Origin of the sequence: Leucobacter exalbidus (assembly GCF_017834145.1) — a bacterium.
Taxonomy (GTDB): Bacteria; Actinomycetota; Actinomycetes; order Actinomycetales; family Microbacteriaceae; genus Leucobacter; species Leucobacter exalbidus.
Window position 1 is genome coordinate 2,779,271 of record NZ_JAFIDA010000001.1, and the last position, 21,672, is coordinate 2,800,942.

The following is a 21,672-nucleotide window of genomic DNA, read 5'->3' on the forward strand; positions in this document are numbered from 1 at the left end:
TCGTGGATCGGCTCAGCGCATGGCAATGTTTCAAGGTTGAACATCTTCGCTAGAGCCGACCTCCATACGACCCAGGCCTTGTGCCTATTCTGGGCTACTGACAATGAAGTTTGAAGAGCAAGAGAGATTACACAAATGGGAATAGAACTCGTTCTCGACATGGCGCAGGCAGTACACCCTGAACGCCGTGCCATTGGTCCGCGTGAAGACGGCGGGCTCGACTTCGCGACTCTTTCCCGGCTCTCGCTGGGTGGCGCTGCGCTCCTCCGTCAACACGGAGCACGGCACCTCGTCTTCTTGGCGGTCAACAGCCCCGCCTTTCCTGTTTCAATCATGTCGGCAGCGTATGCTGGGGTGCCGATTGTCCCGCTGAACTATCGGCTCAGCGTAGATCAAATTGCGGAGCAGATCCGTGAGCTCGATGCCCCATTGGTTGTGGTTGACCCTGCCTATGTTGCGGCGGTACAGGCAGCAGGGGTTCCCTCGATGCTCATCGATGATTTCGTCAAACTTGCTAGCGAAATCGAGCCACTAGAACCAGAGATGACCGCCGACGACTCGGTCGCCGTTGTGTTGTTCACTAGCGGAACCACGTCAAAGCCCAAGGCCGTATTGTTGCGCCATCAGCACTTGATGTCGTATCTCATGCAAACCATTGAATTCGGATCGGCAGATGCAGAAACCGCGACTCTAGTGAGTAACCCTCCATACCATGTCGCGGGCGTTGGTGCGGTGCTGTCCAACCTGTATGCGGGTCGTCGATTGGTGTATCTGGCCAACTTCACCCCGTCAGCGTGGCTGGAAACAGTGCGAGCAGAAGGAATCAGCAACGTCATGTTGGTCCCCACGATGCTCGCGAGAATCTTGGAACACCTCGATGGCGCACCAGCCGATACACCAAGCTTGCGTGGCCTGTCCTACGGCGGTGCTCGGATGCCGGAACCTGTTCTCCTGAAAGCGCTTGAAGCATTCCCAGAAGCCAACTTCGTCAACGCGTACGGACTGACTGAGACCAGCTCGACAATTGCGGTGCTTGGCCCTGAGGACCACAGGCTTGCGATTTCTGACCCGTCACAGCGTCACCTACTATTCTCTGCCGGCCGCCCGGTACCTGGCATCGAATTACAGATTCGGTCTGAAGCGGGTGACGTGCTTGAAAACGGTGAGACGGGGTTGCTCTGGGTGCGCGGCAGCCAGGTGAGCGGAGAATACCAAGGCCTTGCCTCTGCGCTAGACGCCAGTGGGTGGTTCCCCACCCGCGACCGTGCGCGGCTCGAAGACGGTTACCTCTTCATTGGAGGACGTGCCGATGACACCATCATTCGTGGTGGGGAGAATATTGCTCCAGCCGAGATCGAAGACGTGCTGGTGAATCATCCCGGCGTGCGGGAGCTCGCTGTGATTGGCCTACCCGACGATGAATGGGGTGAACGAATCGTTGCGGTGATCGTCCCCGCCACTGAAATACAGATTGACGAGGGCGAAGTGCGTGCCTGGTGCCGCACACGCCTGCGTGGTTCGCGTACGCCCGATCAAGTCATCGTGATCGAAGAGTTTCCTCGCACTGACACCGGCAAAATCATTCGCCCGAAGCTGCTGAGCCAGCTGGTCGATGCTGGCCAGGCCTGATCTGTACAAGTAAAGGAAGCACCATGCGTAGCGCCGTCATTGTTGAAGCTGTTCGTACACCCGTCGGGCGTGGTAAGCCCGGAGGGTCACTCTCTGAAATTCACCCCGTCGACCTTCTTGCGGTCCCGATCCGTGCGCTCATTGAGCGTACGGGGATCGATCCCGAACTCATTGAAGACGTTATTGCAGGCTGTGTGAGCCAGGGCAAGGAACAGGCGGGCAACATTGCCAGACACGGCGCGCTCGCAGCCGGTCTACCCGAGAGCGTTCCCGGCACCACGGTGACTCGTGCCTGCGGATCAAGCCAGCAGGCGGCACAATTTGCGGCGCAGGGCGTGATTGCTGGTGCGTACGACGTTGTGATTGCCGCGGGTGTCGAATCAATGAGCCGAGTACCGATGGGGGCTGCGTCAGCCGGTGCAGATTTTATCGGCAGCGGCGTGGCTGAGCGATACCCCGAAGGGCAAGTGAGCCAGGGGGTTGCGGCTGAACGGCTCGCTAGCAAGTACCAGATCACTCGAGAAGAGATGGACCGCTACGCCGCAGAATCGCATGAGCGCGCTACGGACGCGATCGCAAACGGCAACTTTGATGCCGAAATTGTTCCGGTCGTGACACCAAACGGAACGGTCACGGTAGACGAGACGGTGCGTTCGGGGACCACGGCTGCTGGTCTTAGCGGACTCAAACCTTCGTTTGAGAATGCTGTCGATGCCGCTCGATTCCCCGAGATTCAGTGGTCAGTGACGGCCGGAAGTTCCTCGCCGCTTACGGATGGTGCATCAGCCGTGCTCATTATGGAAGAGGAACTCGCGTTCAAATTGGGGCTGAAAGTGCGGGCGAGATTCGTGTCCTTCGCGGTTTCAGGGGTTAGCCCGATCGACATGTTGACCGGGCCGGTCCCGGCGACACGCAAAGCGCTCAAACGTGCCGGGCTTGATGTCGCAGATATTGATTCCTTCGAAGTAAACGAAGCATTCTCAGTTGTACCTCTTGGTTGGGCGGCCGAAATGGGGGTCGAGCGAGAACGTATGAATGCCGACGGGGGCGCCATCGCGCTCGGTCACGCAATTGGAAATTCGGGAACGCGATTGCTGACTACGTTGCTTCATCGACTCGAGCGCACAGGTGGTCGATTCGGGCTGCAGACTATGTGTGAGCATGGCGGAATGGCCAACGCACTGATCATTGAACGGGTCGAGACAGCCTAGGCAGCCAACTCGGCGGACCGCACCTCAGATTCGGGGCATGTGCATGATGTGTCCCACAGATACGAAGGAGTATTTATGCAGATTTCAGACTCGGTAGTAGTGGTCTCTGGCGGTGGGTCGGGTTTAGGCCTAGCCACGGTCGAACGGCTTCTCAAAGATGGTGCACGTATCGCCATTATTGATCTGCCTAGTTCGAATGGTGCGGAGGCAGCCCGTCGCCTGGGTGATCGTGTGGTGTTTGCGCCCGCCGATGTAACCGACGAATCGCAGGTATCGGCAGCGCTCGATATCGCGGAGGCTCACGGTGAAATTCGAAGCCTGGTGCACACGGCGGGCATGGGTCGTTCGATGCGTGTTCTGGGGCGTAATGGCGTATTCCCCCTCGACGTGTTTTCTCAGGTCGTCACGATCAACCTCATCGGCACATTCAACGTACTGCGGCTTACAGCAGAGCGGATGAACGCGCTCGAGCCACTACCTGGAGAGTTCGGTGACGAACGCGGTGTGATCGTGCTCACGTCATCGGTTGCGGCTTATGAGGGGCAGATTGGTCAAGCGGCCTATGCCGCTTCTAAAGCCGGTGTGGCTGGAATGACTTTGCCGATTGCTCGCGACCTGGCTAATAGGCAGATTCGCGTAGTTACTATTGCGCCGGGAACGTTTGACACCCCGCTGCTTGCCAAGCTGCCGCAGGATGCACGTGATGCTCTCGGAGCGCAGGTGCCTCACCCCTCACGCTTGGGCAACCCAGCCGAGTTCGCGTCGCTGGCCGCGCATATCATCGATAATGCGATGCTTAACGGTGAAGTGATTCGACTTGACGGCGCCATTCGCATGGCTCCGCGCTAGCAGGTCGGGGTGAGCTACCCTAAGGAACTGCACACAGCGGCGTGGGTGCTCCAGCGGCGCCCACAAGAGACGCTCCGAAGTGACGATGTGCGTTTATGCGATGTGGTGCTTCCCCTCGGGGGCGAAGGAACCGTGCGCGTACGTAACGTAGCGATGTCGCTGGAACCATACCTGTACGGGAGGCTGAGCGGAAGGGCCGGGTACGAGGCCGCCTATAACTTGGGAGAACCCCTGCGAGGCCCGGCCGTGGGAGTCATCGAAGACTCGGGGGTGCAGGGGCTCCCGGTGGGGGCGCACGTGTTACACGACTATGGCTGGCGTGACAGGGCGGTCCTGTCGTTGGATGAGTGCACCCTCATTGATGCGGCGCACGACCCCAAATTATCACTCGGTGTACTTGGCCTGACTGGCATGACGGCCTGGGTGGGGCTGCGCAAAGTGGCGCAGGCATGCGAGGGTGACACCGTGTTTATTTCTTCGGCTGCTGGTGCGGTGGGTTCTGCAGCGGTGCAGCTCGCGCTCGCTACGGGATGTACCGTTATTGGCAGCGCCGGATCACGCGCAAAGTGTGAATCGGTACTGCGGCTCGGCGCGCACGCGGTATTTAACTATCGCGATGGATCGATCCGGGACCAATTGAGAGCCTCGCTAGAGCGCGTAGGCAAAACAGGGATCGATGTGTATTTCGATAATGTGGGCGGGGAACAGCTCGAAGCCGCAATTCGAGAGATGGCAGTGCACGGACGTATCGCCCTGTGCGGGATGACGAGCGCCTACAGTGCGAGCACGCCGCAGCCGGGTCCGTCGAATCTCCTCAAGCTGGTGTGGAACCGTGTGCGGATGGAGGGGTTTCTGCTGCGTGACCATCGGGCCGACAAGAGTGAGTTTCTCGCTGAGATGAGCGCAGCGGTGGAAGAAAACACGGTGCGTTCGCTGGACACCGTGCTGCCTGGCGGACTCGCTGTAGCTTGGGAATCTTTTAGCCGTATGCGTGAAGGTGCTTTTGTAGGCAAGGTGATCATCGACCTGTAGGCCTGGCGAAAAATGGCGCAAATACTCTTGCGAGTTGAGGGTTGCCGCGAAATAGGTATATTATGAGCATAGTTTTTCAATGGTGAGAAAGGCGGGCCTGTCCGTGCAAACACAGACTGAACACCCCGAGCAAGTGTTGGCGGGGCGCATCGCCGTCGTCACGGGCGGAAGCCGCGGGCTTGGCAAAGAAATGGTACGGGCATTTGCCGCACGCGGCGCAGACGTAGTGATCGTGAGCCGAAAGCTTGAGAACTGCGAAGCGCTCGCCACTGAGGTGCGGAGTGAGTTTGGGGTAACGGCGTTGCCGATCTCTTGCCATATGGGTGACTGGGATGCGCAGGATGGCCTCGTGGAGCGAATTTACGGCGAGCTTGGCCGCGTGGATGTGCTGGTGAACAATGCCGGTATGTCGCCCCTCTACCCGAGCCTGGTTGACGTCAGTGAAGAATTGTTTGACAAAGTGGTGAGCGTAAATTTGAAGGGCCCGTTTCGGCTGACCGCTCTGGTGGGCAGTCGTATGGATTCGGGTGACGGCGGCTCGATTATTAATATTTCGAGCATTGCGGCTGAACGACCCACGCCCAGTGATCTCCCATATGGTGCGGCAAAGGCTGGGCTGCAGGTGCTTACGAAGGGGTTCGCGCAGGCGTACGGCCCCAATGTTCGAGTCAATGCGATTATGGCCGGCCCGTTTCTGACTGATGTGAGCAAGCACTGGTCCATGGATGCTGTGGCTGAAAAATCCAAAGCGTATCCGCTGCAGCGTTTCGGGCGGCCAGACGAGATCGTTGGCGCCGCGGTCTATCTAGCGAGTTCGGCCTCAAGCTTTACCACCGGTGCCGTTATCGCGGTCGACGGTGGCCGGAGTTCCATGACGACCTGATCTGCGCAAGATGATGCATTGCACACCCGTTGAATTACGACGCGCTTGACGCGAGCAGGAGGACACTATGAGCTGGGGTTTTGAAACTGATCCGGAGTACCAGAAGGTACTTGACTGGGCTGAAGCATTTGTTACCGAGGAGGTTGAGCCGGTCGATTGCGTGATTACCCACGCGTACGACATGGAAGATCCCCTCCGGCAAGCCTTGATTCCGCCGCTGCAGCAGCGCGTGCGAGAGAAGGGATTGTGGGCCACCCACCTGGGGCCTGAACTCGGGGGGCAAGGGTTTGGGCAGCTAAAGCTTGGCCTGCTGAACGAGATTATTGGGCGCACGCACTCCGGCCCCATCGTGTTTGGTGCACAGGCGCCAGACTCGGGAAACTCGGAGATTCTTGCGCACTATGGCACGCCTGAGTTGAAAGAGCGATTTCTGAAGCCGCTCGTCAATGGCGACATCGTGTCGTGCTATTCCATGACTGAACCGCAGGGGGGATCCGACCCGACGTCGTTCATCACCAGTGCGGTGGCTGATGGTGATAGCTGGGTGATTAACGGTGAGAAGTGGTTCTCGTCGAACGCGCGCTTCGCCTCGTTCTTCATCATTATGGCGGTCACCGACCCTGAAGCTGCGCGTACTGATCGTGCCTCGATGTTCATCGTTCCCGCAGACACCCCCGGCGTCGAAATTGTGCGCAATACGGGTGTGTGGGGACATAACTATGAAGTGGGCACCCACGCTTACATGCGTTTTACCGACGTACGAATTCCGAGGGATCACCTGTTGGGTGAAGTGGGGCGCGGTTTTGCTGTCGCACAGACAAGGCTCGGCGGCGGACGTATTCACCATGCGATGCGCACGGTTGGCCTGGTGCGCGCATCGCTGGACATGATGATGGAGCGAGCCAAGACGCGCCAGACTCGCGGGGGGAGCCTGGCCGATAAGCAACTGGTGCAACAGATGGTCGCTGATTCCTGGATTGAGCTTGAGCAGTTCCGCTTGCTGGTGCTCCGCACCGCATGGCGAATCGATCAGTACAAGGACTACCGCCGGGTAATCAATGACATCGCCGCGGTGAAGTCGGCCATGCCCAAGGTATTGCATGACGTCGCTAGCAGGGCGATGCAGGTGCACGGGTCACTCGGCGTCTCTGATGAGCTGCCCCTGGGGAAATGGTTGTCCGAGAGCTACCACATGGCTCTTGCTGATGGTGCTACGGAAATTCATAAGATGCAGATTGGGCGCAACCTTATGCGCAACGTCGAGCCGGCACCTGGACTGTGGCCCACGATGCACCTGCCGGCGCGTGTTGAGAGTGCCCGCGAAAAGTTCCGCCCACAGTTGGAAGATTTGGGCCTGTACTAGCTCTCTCTGGAAACGGCCGAGGTGAGTTTGTGCGCAGAGTGGGCACGTGTCGTCTAAACTCTGATAATAATTAGAAGATTAAAGACTCGTCATTGCAGACGAGCACCGTAACGCAAAGGAGCATCATGAGTGAGGGAACGAACGCACCCAACGGCAGTCGCGTGAAGTGTGAAGCATGCAACGCGGAAGCCATCATTGTCAAAGCCGAAAACCCCAGCTTGTCCTGCTGTGGTCAGGCGCTGACCATTACGTTCAAGCCCGGCGCTTAAGCGCTGCACCAGAGTCAGGAGAAGAAGATGAATCAAGTGGGAAAGCGGTATGTCTGCGCTGAATGCAGTACGCAGATCATGTGTGTGAAACCAGGCGCCGGTAGCTTTGTGTGCTGCGGCGCTGAGATGCAACTTGAGAGTGCGAAGCCGTTGCCCTCATCGGATTAACTCGTACTCCGGCACCAGTGACCTGGGTGCACCAGTACTCAGGCGCAGCAAGACTTCAGTTCAAAGGAGAACGCAGACATGAACTCGGGACCACTCGCAGGGCTTGTCGTCATTGACGCAAGCTGGGGAATGCCCAGCAGCATTGCCACCATGATTCTTGCTGACTACGGCGCACAGGTGATCAAAGTTGAGCAGCCGGGTGATGACGTGGACTCAGACGAGTCCCGACGTACCTTGCAGCGCAGCAAGTGGAGCATCACCGCTGATCTCACGACCGAAGTGGGCGCTGCGACGCTGCACCAGCTCCTGGGGAGAGCTGACGTGTTCGTTGAATCATTGGGGACTGATGCTGGTCAGTTCAGTTACGAACAGCTGCGCGAACGCTACCCAGAACTGGTTCAAGTTTCGGTGAGTGGTTACGGCATAGACGGTCCCTGGGCGACCCGTCCGGGATACGAGTCGCTCCTGAATGCTCGGCTTGGCATGACGGCTGAACAGCGCGGTCACCGTGACGGACCGATGTTCCTCGGACACCCAACGGTGTCATATGGCACGGGCTTCAACATTGTGATCGGCACACTCGCGGCGCTGCGTGCGCGCAAACTGAATGGGCTCGGTCAGCAAGTAGAAACCTCCATGCTGGACGGCATGCTGTCACTCGCGTCGATGAACTGGTGGTGGAACGAGAAAAACATTTCGTATCTTGCCCGCAGTGGCAAATCGACGGGTTTCGGGCGTACCAGGCTCATCACCGACCCGTTCGAATGCGGTGATGGCGAGTTTCTCACGCAGAATACGTCGTCTCCGGGTTCATACAAGAAGACCATGGACCTGCTTGGGTTTGGTGACCGCACACAGACCATTGAGGGCGCTGAAATGCGGGTGCCTCTGAACGATGAGGAATACGAGGTTGCACGCAATCTTGTACCAGAGGCGTTCAAGACGAAGACTCGAGATGAATGGGTACGCATTTTTCAGGAGAATGATCTTGCGGTACTCCCGGTGCTGCACACTGAAGAAGTTTTTGACGATGATCAGGTGCAGTACGCCGGCATCATCCGCGAAGTACCCGACCGCGTACATGGAAGTGTGCGGCAAGTTGGCCCAGTAGTGCTCTTTGAAAAGAGTGTCCCCGGCGAGACTGTCGAAGCACCACTCCTTGGCGAGCATAACGACCGCATCGAAGAGGTGACTAGGTCCGAACAGTGGGCCCCGGCCCCAATCGGTACTCCGATTAAAGCCCCACTTGAGGGCGTGCGCATCGTTGATCTCAGCACCTACTATGCAGTGGGCTTTGGTAACAGGCTGCTCGCTGACTTGGGTGCAGAAGTCATCAAGGTGGAAGCGCCCACCGGTGATCCGATGCGTCCGCTCGGAGACCTCTTTGAGTCAGCACAGCGCGGTAAACGCGCGATCACTGTGGATCTGCGCACTGAGGAAGGCCGTGAAGTGGTGCGAAAGCTCGTCGCGACCGCAGACGTGTTTACTCACAACTTCCGCCCGGGCAAAGCCGAAAAGATTGGTATGGGGTATGAACAGCTTCGCGCAGTGAACCCAGACCTGATTTACGTATACCTTCCAGGCTTCGGGTCGGCAGGGCCGAAGTCAGAACAGCGTAGCTTTGCACCGTTGATCAGCGGATTGGTTGGATTGCCTTATGAAGCCGCCGGAGAGGGAAACCCGCCAGTACGCCGCGCTATGGGGAACGAAGACCAGTACAACGGTTTTCTTGGCGCGATCTCGATTCTGCTCGGGCTGCAGCACCGGCTCAACACTGGTGAAGCGCAGCGCATCGAGAGCCCGCAGTTGCACTCCAGCATGCTCGTGATTAGCCAGAACGCGACGACCATGGACGGCACGCTGCTCCCTGCATTTCGGCTCGACCGCGAACAGCTGGGATGGCAAGCACTGAACCGGCTCTACCGTACCGCTGCGGACGGGTGGATCATGCTCGCAGCGCAAAGTGACGCTGAGTTCCAGAAGCTCACTGCTGCATTTGGGTCGCCTGAACTGAGCCAGGAATCGCGATTCAAAACCGAAGCGCTTCGTGCCACACATCGAGTCGAACTGGGTGAGCTACTGGCCGCTGAATTTGCTCAGCACACCGCTGAGGACGCTTTCACCTTGCTGGACAGCGCCGGCGTTCCCGTCGAGATTCCCGCTGATTACCCGGTGATCTCGGACCTCTTCTGGGAGGAATGGATGATCGAGAGCGGCCGAGTATGGGAACACTACCACCCCGAACACGGTTGGTCTCGGGAAGTAGGTCTCACGACCCGGTTCTCGCAGACCCCGGGCCTTATCCGTGGCGCGAATCCGAAGCTGGGACAGCACACAACAGAGATTCTCAAAGAGTTGGGCTATAGCGACGTAGCAGGCAAGGCGCTCATTGATTCGGGCGTCTGCATTCAAGCCATCACTGCTGAAACAAGTGGGGAATAGAGATCATGGAAACCAACTATCCACCGGAGGCGGAAGTCTTCCGCACACAGATCCGCGAGTTTATCGAGCGCAATTTGCCGGCAGCGTGGCCGGGTATTGGAGCGCTTGCTGAAGCTGAGCAGGACGCCTTCGTTGCCAGCTGGAGGCAGGCGCTGGCCGACAACAATCTACTGGCAGTCTCTTGGCCGAAGGAGTACGGCGGTGGTGGCCTCAGCGACATCGAACAGGTGGTGCTCGCCGAGGAACTCACACGAGCAGGACTGCCCGAGGGCACGGAGAATGACACCCTTGGGATCAAGCTGCTGGGTAATACGCTTATCGCCTTGGGTACGCCAGAACAGAAGGAAGAATTTCTTCCTAAAATTCTGAGCGGTGAGCATGTGTGGTGTCAGGGCTTCTCTGAGCCCGAGGCAGGGTCAGATCTCGCCGGTTTACGCCTGAAAGCGGTGCAAGATGGCGACGAATGGGTCATCAACGGGCAAAAGACTTGGACAAGCTCTGGCAGCAACGCCAACTGGATTTTTGCGATTGCCCGCACAGATCCGACGGTGGTGAAACACCGTGGGCTGAGTTTCTTGCTGATCCCGATGGATCAGCCGGGTGTTGAAGTTCGCCCGATCGTCAACGCTGCTGGGTACACCGCATTCAATGATGTGTACTTTACCGATGCGCGCACCAAGGTCATCAACATGGTGGGCGGGGTAGGCGACGGATGGAAGGTCGCGAACACGCTGCTTGGCTTCGAACGAGGCATTCGCGCAACCACAGATTCGATTCGATTCGGCCGTGAGGTTGAAGAGCTCTTTGCGCTGGCTCGTGAACGAGGCGTCGACCAGGATCCATTCATTCAGCGTGAGCTCGCCTGGTGTCATGCTCGTGTCCATGCCATGCGCGCACGCGGATACCGCATGCTCACCCAGCTGCTCACCGGAACGATGGCGCCGGTCAGTGGTTCGTATAGCAAGGCCATTTGGAGTCGCTTCTTTCAGCGCTATACCGAGGTTGCAACGCAAATCCTGGGGCCGGTGGCGCTTGCGCCTCGAGGCAAGGGCAATGCTGGGCTCCTTACCGTTGCGCATGTGGGAACGGGTAATTCCTCGCAGCGCTGGGTGGACGAAATGCTCTACGGTCGCGCTGCCACAGTGTATGGCGGCAGCCTACAGATCCAAAAGAACATCATTGGTGAAGCCGCTCACGGCCTCCCACGCGAGCCCCGGCTCGATGGCGGAGCTTTTCAAGACATCACCGCTGCAGCGTAGCGCGACAGGAGATCACCATGTATTTCGATTACGACGAAGATCAAAATGAGTTCCGTGCCGTACTGCGGCAGCTTTTCACGCAGCACGCCAGTATTGAACGAGTACGTGCCATCGCCGAGACTGGTCGCATTGACCGTGAGCTTTGGGCGGTTCTGTGCACTGAGATGGCGGCACCGGCGCTGCACCTCTCAGAAGACGTAGGGGGAGCTGGGTTTACCCTGGTTGAAACGTCGATCCTGGCGCAAGAATTGGGACGTACCCTGGCACCGGTACCCCTCATTGCAACATCGGTCGTCACCGAAGCCATTATTCAACTGGGTACGACGCAGCAGGTGGAAGCTGAGCTGGGGTCTATTCTCGCGGGCGAACGCATTGCTACAGCACCGATGGTTGCCCTCACCAACGCGTCGACGCTCGCTCAAGTGAATGCAGACGGCACGCTCTCAGGTTCGTTTGACTTTATCCCACACATTGCGGACGCTGACGTCGTACTGATCGGCGCCGCGCTTCGCGACGGCGGCACCGGCGTCTATCTGGTTGATCCTACTGACGCGGGCGTGACGCTTGACGCGGGAGAATCCCTCGACACGACCCGGGCGGGCGCACCCGTTCGATTCGAATCGACGCGCGGAGTGCTGCTCGGCAACGCCCAGGCATCCCCGGATCGCCTCGCCCGAATCGATGCAATCGGACGTACGCTGCTTGCGGCCGATCTGGTTGGGGCAGCACGGGAAGCCTTGCACGGCGCGGTTGAATACGCCAAGATTCGACGCCAGTTCAACCGTCAGATCGGCTCTTTTCAAGGGGTCAAGCATTTGTGCTCGGACGCCAGTATTGCGATTGAGCTGGCTCACCCGGTCACCGATTGGGCCGCTATGAGCTACGGAACGGCCGATTTTGCTACTCACTCAGTGCTGGCAAAATACGAGGCAAGTGAAGCACTGACGCTCGCGGCCGGCAACAGCATTCAAGTGCATGGAGGTATGGGATTCACTTGGGAAGCGACGCCGCACCTGTACTTCCGTCGGGCGACAGCCGCGGCACAGGCATATGGTGACGCGAACGCGAATCTGTTGGCGATCTACCAAGCGGCAGCACAAGCCGCCTAACGAAGAACACGCAGTTGAATCAACGAATGAGTAAGGAAGCACTGAGATGACGCAGGAATCTACGGCGGTGAGGGCGAAAGCCCAGGGCTGCCCATTTAGCAACACCGATTACAACCAAGATGCAGCAGTCTATGGGCACTACGAACAGCTTGAAGCCGATCGGCAGCAAGGGCAGTTTGTCTTTAACGATACGACTGAACGTGGCTTCTACATGGTGCAGGGGTTCGACGACGTCGTCGCTGCTCTGAATAACAAGAACTTCACCAATGATGTCACCAGCGCCCTGAACCCCGATCGCAAGGAATCGAGCACCTTCTATCCGCAGGAGCTTGATGGTGATGTGCACACAAAATTTCGGCGCGTACTGAATCCATATTTCTCGCCTGTAGCTGTGCGCAGGCTCGATGAATTCGCATTGCCACGATTACGCGAAATGATCGGGGAAATTAAGCGCAACGGCTCGGTGAACTTTGTCGAAGATTTCGCGATCAAGTTCCCCGCGGAGGTGTTTTTGCATCTCCTGGGGCTGCCTCACACCGACGTTGATTTCTTCCTGCGAGATAGCGAGATTATGCTCAACAGTCTCTTTAATGGGGACCGTGATGCAGGTGCCGCCGCTAATAAGCGACTGCTGGCCTACTTTGATATCGCGGTGGCTGAACGCCGTGACAATCCGGGTGATCCCAAGACTGACTTTCTCACTCGTGTGATGGACGCCGACATTGACGGGCGCCCCATGACGCACGACGAGGTGCTGGCGGTGTGCCTGTCGGTGACGCTTGCGGGGCTAGACACCACCAGATCAGCCCTCGGGTATGTGTTCTATTACCTGGCAAACCACGACGAACTGCGTCACGAGCTCACCGAGAATCCGGCAATGATCCCGCACGCGATTGAAGAGTTCATTCGAATGAACCCGCTCGTTTTCCAGGCGGGGCGTGAAGCGCAGTCGCAGCAAGACTTTCGTGGTCTGGACGTCGAAGCCGGTGACGTGATGTGGTTAGGGATGGCTTCCGCTAATCGTGACCCAAACAAGTATCCAGAACCAGAAAAGTTTGTGCTCGATCGTGAAGGCATTAATGCCCATGTGGGCTTCGGCGGGGGCCCGCATCGGTGCCTCGGACGGCACCTTGCCAGGCACGAGCTCAGAATGGTGCTTGAAGAGTGGCACAAGCAGATTCCCAATTATCGGGTGTCAAACGCCGATGAAGTGGTCGAACGCGGTGGCCAGCTGACGCTGAAGTCGATGAAGCTCGACGTTCTTGAATAAAGTTCGCAGCTCTCCCTATTTAGCATGAAACTGACTGAGGGGCCGGATCAAATGATCCGGCCCCTCAGTCAGTTCTTGGGCTTGTTACATGTGACGTCCGCCAGTTACCTCGACTACCGCGCCGGTGATGTAACTTGACATATCGCTTGCCAAGAAGAGGACGGCCTGAGCGATTTCGGTGGCTTCACCCATACGCCCGAGCGCAATCTCTTTGAGCCGGGCTTCTTTGATGTCTTCGCGCATCCCCTCGGTCATGGGAGTGCGAATGAGGCCCGGCTGGACCGCATTGACGCGAACGTTGGCGAACCCGACTTCCTTCGCGGCAGCCTTCGTGAGTCCGACCATGCCGGCCTTTGCCGCGCTGTAGTTGGTCTGACCCATGAGGCCAACCTTGCCTGAAATGGAGGAGATATTAACGATCGATCCGCCGCCTGGCTGCTCGCGCATGACGGCAGCCGCTGCGCGTGTACCGAGCCAGCTGCCGCGCAGATGCACGGCAATCACCTGATCGAACATGTCCTCGGTCATCTTGCGCATGGTCGCATCACGGGTAATTCCGGCGTTGTTGACAAATACATCGAGCGATCCAAAACGGTCAGTGGCGGCCTGCGCGAGCGCAGCGACATCGGCTCCACTGCTGACGTCACATGCGACTCCAATCGCGCGGCTACCGATGCCGAGCTGCAGTGCTGCGGCTTCGGCAGCATCTCCATTAATGTCAGCGATGACGAGGTTCGCCCCCTCGGCAGCAAACGCTTCGGCGATTGCGTATCCGATGCCTTGTGCTGATCCGGTGACAACCGCGGTACGGCCTGCGAGCAAACTCATGTGATGACTCCTCTAGTGGTTCTCGAGCGAATGTAAAGTGTGCGTACGCGCGAGTACTCGGTGTTCGCGTAGACGCGTGAGTTCTGCATCCGATGTGCCCAATACTTCAGCCAGGACCTCGTCGGTGTTCTCGCCCAAAAGCGGGGCCGGCACCGCGGCAGGAACAGGGGTACTTCGGAACACCAGCGGAAGGCTGGGGGCGAGTACACGACCGACGCCGGGCTGGTCGATTTCAGTGAACAGCGGGTTGTTCGTTGTGCAGCGAGGATCCTCATGGACGAGCTGTTCGAACGTTCGAAAAATGCCCTGCAGTACACCGGCATCTGCGAGCCGCGTGGTCGCTTCTGTCGCAGTACGCGCCGCGAACCAGGGGCGTAGTACCGCATCGATGGCCTCACGGGCGTCGTATCGACCGCCTTCAGTGGCCAGATCAACATCGAGCATGGGCCCAATCATTGCAAGCTTGTCGGTAAGGCCCGTGGCTTCTCCGAGGGATCGCCATTGCCTATTTGAAATTGCGACAACCATCACTTCTCGCCCGTCGCCCGTGGCAAAGCTTTGCCCGTACGCTCCATAGAGTGCGTTGCCCAGCGGACCGCGCGTCGAACCATTGGTCTGCACCTCGGCAATGTATCCGAGGTTGCCGACGGTGGCGAGCATTACGTCAGACAGCGCAATATTGATCTCCTGCCCCTGGCCCGATGAACGCCGTTCCAGCTCAGCGCTCAGCACGCCTGTGGTCATGTACAGGCCTGCAGCGACGTCCCATGCAGGGAGCGCATTGTTGGTCTGTTGCGCATCGAAGCCAGTGACGGTCGGAAACCCGCTTGAAGCGTTTACGGTGTAGTCAACAGCGGGGGAGCCGTCATGGTTGCCTGTGAGCCTCAGCATGATCAAATCAGGGCGGTGCTGGGCGAGGTTCTCATAACTCAGCCAGCCGCGGGCGGGCAAATTGGTGATGAGAATACCAGCCGACGCAATGAGTTCGGTCGCGAGACGTTGGCCGTCTTCGCTTTTGAGATCGAGCGTAACTGAACGCTTGCCCTTGTTAAGGCTTGCCCAGTAGATGCTGTCGCCGGCTGCGGTTACCGGCCACCGCGTGTGGTCGATATTTCCACCGATGGGATCTATTCGGATCACCTCGGCGCCTAACTGTGCCAGCGTCATACTGCCAAGAGGTGCCGCTACAAAAGCTGAGATCTCAACGATGCGTACACCCGCAAGCGGCGCTTGGCGTTGCCCTGTGCTCGTCACGATTACACCACCTCGAAGAGCGCAGCCATGCCCTGGCCGCCACCGATACACATGGTCTCGAGGCCACGACCCCCACCGCGACGGTGTAGCTCATGCAACATTGTGGTCATGATGCGTACACCGGTGGCACCAACAGGGTGTCCAAGCGAAATACCTGAACCATTGACATTGAGTCGCTCGTGATCGTCCCAGCCCCATCCGCGCAGCACTCCAAGTGATTGGGCGGCAAACGCTTCGTTGAGCTCTACGAGATCGATGTCGTTCCAGCCTCGGCCGGTGCGGCGAAATAGCTTTTCGACGGCGGGGACCGGGCCCAGCCCCATCTCGGCGGGGTCGCATCCGACCGCCGCCCAGCCCTCGAGGAACGCGATGGGTTCAACCCCGTATTCGTCGAGTTTGTCCTCAGACACGATGAGGCATGCTGCCGCGGCATCGTTCTGCTGACTTGCGTTTCCGGCGGTGGTGATCCCGCCCTGCATCAGCGGGCGTAACCCAGCTAACACTTCAACCGAGGAGTTTGGGCGAATGCCCTCGTCTCGACTAAAGATCAGCGGTTCACCCTTACGCTGCGGGACTACTACAGGTACGACTTCGTCATCAAACGCGCCCCGATCCCACGCTGCTGCAGCCTTCAGGTGGCTAGAGACTGCAAAAGCGTCAGCCTCTTCGCGGGTAATCCCGTAACGGGTCGCAACGTTTTCAGCAGTTTCGATCATGCCGGAGATATAACCGAATCGCTCGGTGGGCTGAGAGCGTTCGCGACCTCTCTCGAGCCGGTCGTACATGGTGACGTTGCCCGAGCGGGACCCCCAACGCATATCGGTTGAGTAGTACTCGATGTTGCTCATGCTTTCAACGCCGCCAGCGATTACGACGTCAGCGGCACCGGTTTGCACCATCATGGCCGCGGTGGCGATTGCTTGGACACCGCTGCCGCAGCGCCTGTCGAGCTGCATGCCGGCAGTATGGATAGGGAGACCGGCCTGCAACCCAATCCAGCGGCCGACGCAGGGAGCCTCACTCGAGGCATACGATTGCGCAAACACGACATCTTCAATGAGCTGAGGATCGATTCCGGAGCGTTCGATGACGGCTTTGACAACGGTCGCGCCGAGGTGCTCAACGGAAACGTCGCGAAGCGACTTCCCGTAGGCGCCGACGGCGGTTCGGGTGGGTGCGATGATTGCGGCTCTGGCCACGGGGTGCTCGCTCTCTTTGGACGTTCAGCGTGATTGAAGAATGAAACTGGTGGTGGTTAACGGAAAGTAATGTGCGCGGTGACTGCGACGCCGCCACCGGGGGCAACGACCGAGAGCTGTTCGGACGAGGCATCTGAGGATGTGTCCTCGACGCGACCGACCACGTGGAGTTGTTCTCCCACAAAGATGGGGGATCGCGCCTGAAATGTGAACGACGTGATGACGGCTTCCGGATGGTGCTTCACGAAGCTATCCATGATGTAGGTCGCCATAAGCGGGCCGTGCACAACGAGGCCGGGGTAACCCTCGACCTCAGTGGCGTACGGGAGGTCGTAATGGATACGGTGCGAATTGAACGTCAACGCTGAATACCGAAACAGGGTGATCGTGTCAGGCCGCTTAGTCTCAACCCAGTCCCAACCTTCGGGTGCTGGCGTGTCCTCGCGTGGCGGACGCGACGTAGCTTGAGGGTTTGCCGCCACCGGAACTGCCTCGCGATATACAATCGTCTGTCGTTCTGTGAGCGCAAGTGTCTGGTCGGCGGCGACGTCATGGCGTAAGACCACAAAGCACAGCGCCCCGCTCGATCCGTTCTTGGGCGTGATCGATTCAATCGTGGTGATGCGAGACAACTGCTGACCCACACATATGGGGCGATGGAAATCTATGCTGCTGCCCGCCCACATGCGTCGGGGGAGCGGGAGCGGCGGCATAAACCCGCCGAGCTTGGGATGGCCGTCTGCGCCAAGTTCGTCTTGTACGGAGGACGGAGTGAACTGGAGCCAGTGACCGAGCGGAAAGAGAGCGTTGCTGTGCGCCTCTTCGAGCGACCGAGGGTGGTTGAGGATAGCTGCGAGCTTTACCGAGGCCGAGCTTGAAGCGACGTCAGAGAGCGTTTCGGTGTTTTCGACCCAGTCGCTGAAATCTACAGTCTCCGGGTTGGTGAATTTGGTGGGGTTCACGATGCCTCTTCCACTGTGTGTTTTCGGGTTGTGTGGGCCACCGGTGCAGCCGTCTTTGGGGGTTGAACCATGTAAATGCACTCCCACATCTCTCTTGACTATCTCAAAACGATTGAACCGGGTCAAATACCTAATTCAACATGATTCATGTATTTTGGTTATATAACGCGTCGTTGCTCCACGGGCCGCAAGGTTATGCATAATTGAAGGCGTTGGCCGGCTGGCCGGTACCCATTGAACGGAAGAAGCTGGCATGCTGCAATCCTCGATCTCATACCTGTTCGTTCCGGCCTCTCGCCCGGAGCGGTTCGCGAAAGCCTTGGCTGCAGGCGCAGGCCAAGTCATCATCGACCTTGAAGATGCGGTGGCGGTGGAAGATAAAGACACCTCGCTGGCGCACCTCATTGAAGCGTTGAATGATGGGTTGGACACGCCAGTGCATGTGCGCATCAATGCCGCTGACTCGCCCTGGTTTAATCGAGACATCGCCGCCCTTGCGGCCCTTACTGCACAGGGGAGTGCGGGCCTTTCTGGAGTGATTATTCCCAAAGCTGAGGACGCGGCGGTGCTCGCCGAGGTACGTACAGCGTTAGGGGGTGACATCGAGTTGATTGCGCTTGTGGAGAGCGCACTCGGTGTGAGTCGTGCGCGAGAATTGGCGCAGTCGCCGGAGCTCTCGCGGTTCGCCGTGGGGGCCGTGGACCTGAGTTTCGATCTCGATGTCGAAATCTCTTCTTCGACGATTGACTATGCGTACGCTGCCCTGGTCGTAGAATCGCGCCTGGCGGGACTCCCTGCGCCTATCGCCTCGCCGCCCCTGTCGTTGCACGACACCGAGGGGAACGAAATTGATGCGCGCAGGTTGCGCGGTATGGGACTTACCGCGCAGCTGTGCATTCATCCCGCTCAGCTCGCGCCTATTCATGCTGGATTCCTGCCCACGGCTGAGCAGTTTGCTTGGGCCAGGAACGTGCTCGCTGCTGAAGGTGGGGCCTCCCAGGTGGGTGGCCAAATGGTTGACAAGCCCGTTCAAGATCGGGCGCGACGAATCCTTTCACACGAGTAGCGGGCATTAGGGCGTGTCTCGTAAAGATTTGGGGTGGAGTCTGGGATCGTTGATGCGTGTCAAGATTCCAGCTCCTCAACGATGACCAGTGGAACCTGATTTCGGGATCGCTTCCTGGCCCGACTGGTCGACAAGGGCGCCCCTATGCCGATGCCCGCACCATGGTCGAGGGCATCATTTATCGCTACCGGTGCGGCATTGCTTGGCGTGATCTTCCTGCCGCGTTCGGACCTTGGCAGACAGTGTGGCGGTGGCATCGCCGCATGGCCGCAGACGGCACCTGGGATGCCCTCCTTGGCCAATTGATGGCGGAGGCAGATGCTGCCGGAATGGTTGATTGGTCGATTTCGGTGGACTCCACGATCGCTCGCGCGCATCAGCACGCAACGAACGTGACGCGCCTAAAAAAGGGATACATCGAATTACAAGAATCTGCTGACCGAGCCGCTTGATCATGCGGTGGGTCGTTCTCGCGGCGGCCTCTCGACTAAAATTCATCAGCTCGTAGACGGCAACGGGTTGCCGCTGGTGACTGTCTGCACGGCCGGGCAAGACGGCGATTCGCCGATGTTATTGCCGCTGCTTGAGATTCTGCGTGTGGAACGAACCGGGCCTGGCAGGCCGCGCACTCGCCCGGACGCGGTCCGCGGCGACAAGGCATACTCGTCTCGCGCAATTCGCGCCCATCTACGCGAGCGCAGCATTGAGGCGGTCATCCCTGAACCGAGAGACCAGATCGGGCATCGCAAACGCCGCGGAAGTCAGGGCGGTCGCCCACCCAAACTCGACGCCGAGAACTATCGAGGACGTAACGTGATCGAGCGACGGTTCTGCCACGTGAAACAGTGGCGAGGCATCGCAACCCGGTACGACAAACTGTCGTTGACGTACCGGGCAGCAGTGTTACTTCACGCGGTCATCGCCTGGACACAACATTTACGAGACATGCCCTAGGCGTCAATAAGTTCACGCACGAACGGCGTGAGCTCGGCTGCCCAAGCTTGGGCAGCCGAGTCGACGTAATCGGCACTCGATGCGTCGTGCATGCCGTGTTCGCCGATGCGGGTCGCGCCGAGCTCCTGTAGAAGCTTCGATAGTTTGATGCTCGCAAAATTAAAGGTTTCGTAGGTTGTGTCTCCCAGCCCGAAAATGGCATAGTTGAACTTTGAAAAATCGGGTCGGGTTGTGTTTAACGCCTCCGCAAAGACATCGGCGCCATCGGAATATTCTCCATCGCCATAGGTGGAACAGCACACAACCAGGAGGGTGTCCTCGTGGAATTGCTCAAGTTCAAGCTCGGTGAGTGACACGAACTCACTTTGTATCATGTTGCTGAGTGCGGCCTCGATTTCGACTGCCGCCAGCTCAGCATTGCCAGTTTCAGTGCCGTAAGCGATGATGGCGTGGGTGGGAATTGCCATGTCGTAAACTCTCCTTTGAGTTGATAGTAAAGTGCAGGTCAAGCGGTTATGCGGGGGAAAGTGGCGTACGGGCGTGGTGGAGGATTTCAGCACGATCGCGAATTTTGTGACGGGTGCGCGATGCTCCGGCGCGATTAGTTTCTACCTGATTGACGCGGAGCCAGCCGGGAAACTCCACCGGTGGTTGTGCGAGCTGTGTCGTGACGGCTGAATAGCCAGGCTTACCGAGGGTGAGGAGGCCCGTGGAAATGTCTGTGATGACGCTTCCCGCGACGAGCTGGGCATCTTTGCGGTTCTCAGGGATTGTGCCCCGTGGGCCGCGTCTCAGCCAGCCTACGCAGTACAGCCCAGGGGCGATGCGTCCTGATTCTAAATCGCTGTGAGCGTGCGATTCTGGATCGAGCTCTGTGCCGGGGCTTTCGTGTTCGAAGCCGATGGCTGTGATTACGTGAGACGTCTCGAAGCGTAAGGTTTCCCCTGAGTTAATGACGGTGCACTCAATACCGCCTACTTGCTCGGTGCCCAGTACTGATGTCGGGCGCATTCCGAAATGGAAATGTACGGTGGACGTCGCATCAGGGCGTTCCAGCGCGGACAAAAAGGCGAGTGCCTCGATGCGCCGAACGGCTTCCTTTGCGAGTAGTTTACCTGCAGCGATTGCGTGATCGATCTCGCGCTGTGCTGAGACGAGCATGTGGGGATCGCAGGCAAATCGAAGTTGTGGCTGTTCGGCAAGTTCCCTTACCATCCCTGGATCAAATTTTGCGTCGAGAGGGAGGGAACGGCCCACGAGATGAACGTCTTGTAGCGGGGCCGGGCGCATACAGTGAAGAACATCATCTGCGAGGTCTGAGCCCGCATACTGGGCACTCGTTTTAGTGAGGAAACGTACGAGGTCGATTGAAACGTTGCCATGCCCCACGATTACTGCTTTGTCACGGAACGTGACCGGCTGGGCTGAGTCCGACGGGTGGCCGTTGATAAGACGAGTGACCTCGCCCGAGCCATGAACTCCAGGTAAGCGGTCTCCGGGAATGCCGAGGCGCCGATCTTGCCATAAGCCAGTGGCGAGGATGACCACATCGAACGAGATACGCAGTGTATCGAGCGTGATGTCGGTGCCAATGTTGACATTGCCCGCAAAAGCCAATTGACCATTCTGAAAGAGGCGGTCAAACTGCCGCGTGACGGCCTTGGTTCCTTGATGATCTGGGGCGACCCCATAACGGACCAGGCCGAATGGAGTTACTAAACGATCAAACACGGTGATCGCAGATTCAGGGAACTGGCGCAGAATAAACTGCGCGGTGTAGCAGCCGGCAGGGCCGCTGCCCACGACAGCGATGTGTGGATAGGTGGTAGTTCGCAGCATAAGTCATCCGCCTTTGGTGCTTAGTGTCCCGCATCGTAAAATGATGCGCATCATTAACATGTATGATGTTACATGATTTCCCATTT

At 58.4% G+C, this 21,672-nt stretch carries 19 protein-coding genes; 13 read left to right on the top strand and 6 right to left on the bottom strand.

Annotated features, from left to right (window positions below; translation table 11 throughout):
- The first annotated feature begins 159 nt into the window (after positions 1–159).
- The 11 genes from JOF28_RS12630 (at position 160) to JOF28_RS12680 (ending at position 13,484) form a co-directional block, all read left to right on the top strand.
- A complete protein-coding gene (locus JOF28_RS12630) occupies positions 160–1,629 on the top strand; it encodes a class I adenylate-forming enzyme family protein (protein WP_245190353.1) in 1,470 nt (489 codons plus the stop codon).
- A 23-nt stretch (positions 1,630–1,652) separates the two neighbouring features.
- On the top strand, positions 1,653–2,840 hold the full coding sequence (locus JOF28_RS12635) for a thiolase family protein (protein ID WP_209706063.1): 1,188 nt from the start codon (positions 1,653–1,655) through the stop codon (positions 2,838–2,840).
- Positions 2,841–2,915: 75 nt separating this feature from the next.
- Positions 2,916–3,689: an SDR family NAD(P)-dependent oxidoreductase gene (locus JOF28_RS12640; protein ID WP_209706064.1), complete on the top strand. Its 774-nt coding sequence runs from the start codon at positions 2,916–2,918 to the stop codon at positions 3,687–3,689.
- A 45-nt stretch (positions 3,690–3,734) separates the two neighbouring features.
- Positions 3,735–4,721 carry a zinc-binding dehydrogenase gene (locus JOF28_RS12645; RefSeq protein ID WP_209706065.1) on the top strand — a complete coding sequence of 329 codons (987 nt, stop codon included), beginning with the start codon at positions 3,735–3,737 and terminating at the stop codon, positions 4,719–4,721.
- A gap of 103 nt (positions 4,722–4,824) precedes the next feature.
- Positions 4,825–5,604: an SDR family NAD(P)-dependent oxidoreductase gene (locus JOF28_RS12650; RefSeq protein ID WP_342452173.1), complete on the top strand. Its 780-nt coding sequence runs from the start codon at positions 4,825–4,827 to the stop codon at positions 5,602–5,604.
- Between the two features lie 67 nt (positions 5,605–5,671).
- Positions 5,672–6,967 (top strand): acyl-CoA dehydrogenase family protein, encoded by a 1,296-nt coding sequence (locus JOF28_RS12655; RefSeq protein WP_209706067.1) that lies wholly within the window; start codon positions 5,672–5,674, stop codon positions 6,965–6,967.
- A 125-nt stretch (positions 6,968–7,092) separates the two neighbouring features.
- Positions 7,093–7,236: a hypothetical protein gene (locus JOF28_RS12660; RefSeq protein ID WP_209706068.1), complete on the top strand. Its 144-nt coding sequence runs from the start codon at positions 7,093–7,095 to the stop codon at positions 7,234–7,236.
- A 246-nt stretch (positions 7,237–7,482) separates the two neighbouring features.
- Complete coding sequence (locus JOF28_RS12665) at positions 7,483–9,846, top strand: CaiB/BaiF CoA transferase family protein (RefSeq protein WP_209706069.1); 2,364 nt, start codon at positions 7,483–7,485, stop codon at positions 9,844–9,846.
- Positions 9,847–9,851: 5 nt separating this feature from the next.
- The gene (locus JOF28_RS12670) at positions 9,852–11,105 is read left to right on the top strand and encodes an acyl-CoA dehydrogenase family protein (protein WP_209706070.1); all 1,254 of its coding nucleotides are present in this window, start codon (positions 9,852–9,854) and stop codon (positions 11,103–11,105) included.
- 17 nt (positions 11,106–11,122) lie between these two features.
- On the top strand, positions 11,123–12,214 hold the full coding sequence (locus tag JOF28_RS12675; RefSeq protein ID WP_209706071.1) for an acyl-CoA dehydrogenase family protein: 1,092 nt from the start codon (positions 11,123–11,125) through the stop codon (positions 12,212–12,214).
- 46 nt (positions 12,215–12,260) lie between these two features.
- Positions 12,261–13,484, top strand: coding sequence for a cytochrome P450 (locus tag JOF28_RS12680; RefSeq protein ID WP_209706072.1), 1,224 nt, complete (start codon positions 12,261–12,263; stop codon positions 13,482–13,484).
- Positions 13,485–13,568: 84 nt separating this feature from the next.
- Here JOF28_RS12680 and fabG read toward each other — a convergent pair whose 3' ends face one another.
- Genes fabG through JOF28_RS12700 form a run of 4 tightly spaced genes read right to left on the bottom strand, consistent with a single transcriptional unit; the run spans position 13,569 to position 17,727 of the window.
- A complete protein-coding gene (fabG, locus tag JOF28_RS12685; protein WP_209706073.1) occupies positions 13,569–14,312 on the bottom strand; it encodes a 3-oxoacyl-ACP reductase FabG in 744 nt (247 codons plus the stop codon).
- Between the two features lie 12 nt (positions 14,313–14,324).
- Positions 14,325–15,566, bottom strand: coding sequence for a CoA transferase (locus JOF28_RS12690; RefSeq protein ID WP_209706074.1), 1,242 nt, complete (start codon positions 15,564–15,566; stop codon positions 14,325–14,327).
- Positions 15,567–15,568: 2 nt separating this feature from the next.
- Positions 15,569–16,765 (bottom strand): acetyl-CoA C-acetyltransferase, encoded by a 1,197-nt coding sequence (locus JOF28_RS12695; protein WP_209706075.1) that lies wholly within the window; start codon positions 16,763–16,765, stop codon positions 15,569–15,571.
- A 56-nt stretch (positions 16,766–16,821) separates the two neighbouring features.
- Complete coding sequence (locus tag JOF28_RS12700) at positions 16,822–17,727, bottom strand: HTD2 family dehydratase (RefSeq protein ID WP_209706076.1); 906 nt, start codon at positions 17,725–17,727, stop codon at positions 16,822–16,824.
- 253 nt (positions 17,728–17,980) lie between these two features.
- Between JOF28_RS12700 and JOF28_RS12705 the strand changes: the two genes are divergently transcribed.
- Together JOF28_RS12705 and JOF28_RS12710 are read left to right on the top strand one after the other, a co-directional pair.
- Complete coding sequence (locus tag JOF28_RS12705; RefSeq protein ID WP_209706077.1) at positions 17,981–18,793, top strand: HpcH/HpaI aldolase/citrate lyase family protein; 813 nt, start codon at positions 17,981–17,983, stop codon at positions 18,791–18,793.
- Positions 18,794–18,849: 56 nt separating this feature from the next.
- Positions 18,850–19,747, top strand: a protein-coding gene (locus JOF28_RS12710; protein WP_209705613.1) for an IS5 family transposase whose coding sequence is annotated in 2 segments (ribosomal slippage) — positions 18,850–19,206 and positions 19,208–19,747 — 897 coding nt in all. Because the reading frame shifts where the segments join, the coding sequence is not laid out codon by codon here.
- On the opposite strand, the gene JOF28_RS12715 is transcribed toward JOF28_RS12710, so the two are convergent.
- Positions 19,744–20,214 carry a flavodoxin domain-containing protein gene (locus JOF28_RS12715; protein WP_209706078.1) on the bottom strand — a complete coding sequence of 157 codons (471 nt, stop codon included), beginning with the start codon at positions 20,212–20,214 and terminating at the stop codon, positions 19,744–19,746. The two genes, JOF28_RS12710 and JOF28_RS12715, sit on opposite strands and share 4 nt — an antisense overlap.
- A 46-nt stretch (positions 20,215–20,260) precedes the next feature.
- Positions 20,261–21,586 carry an FAD-dependent oxidoreductase gene (locus JOF28_RS12720; RefSeq protein WP_209706079.1) on the bottom strand — a complete coding sequence of 442 codons (1,326 nt, stop codon included), beginning with the start codon at positions 21,584–21,586 and terminating at the stop codon, positions 20,261–20,263.
- Between the last annotated feature and the right edge of the window lie 86 nt (positions 21,587–21,672).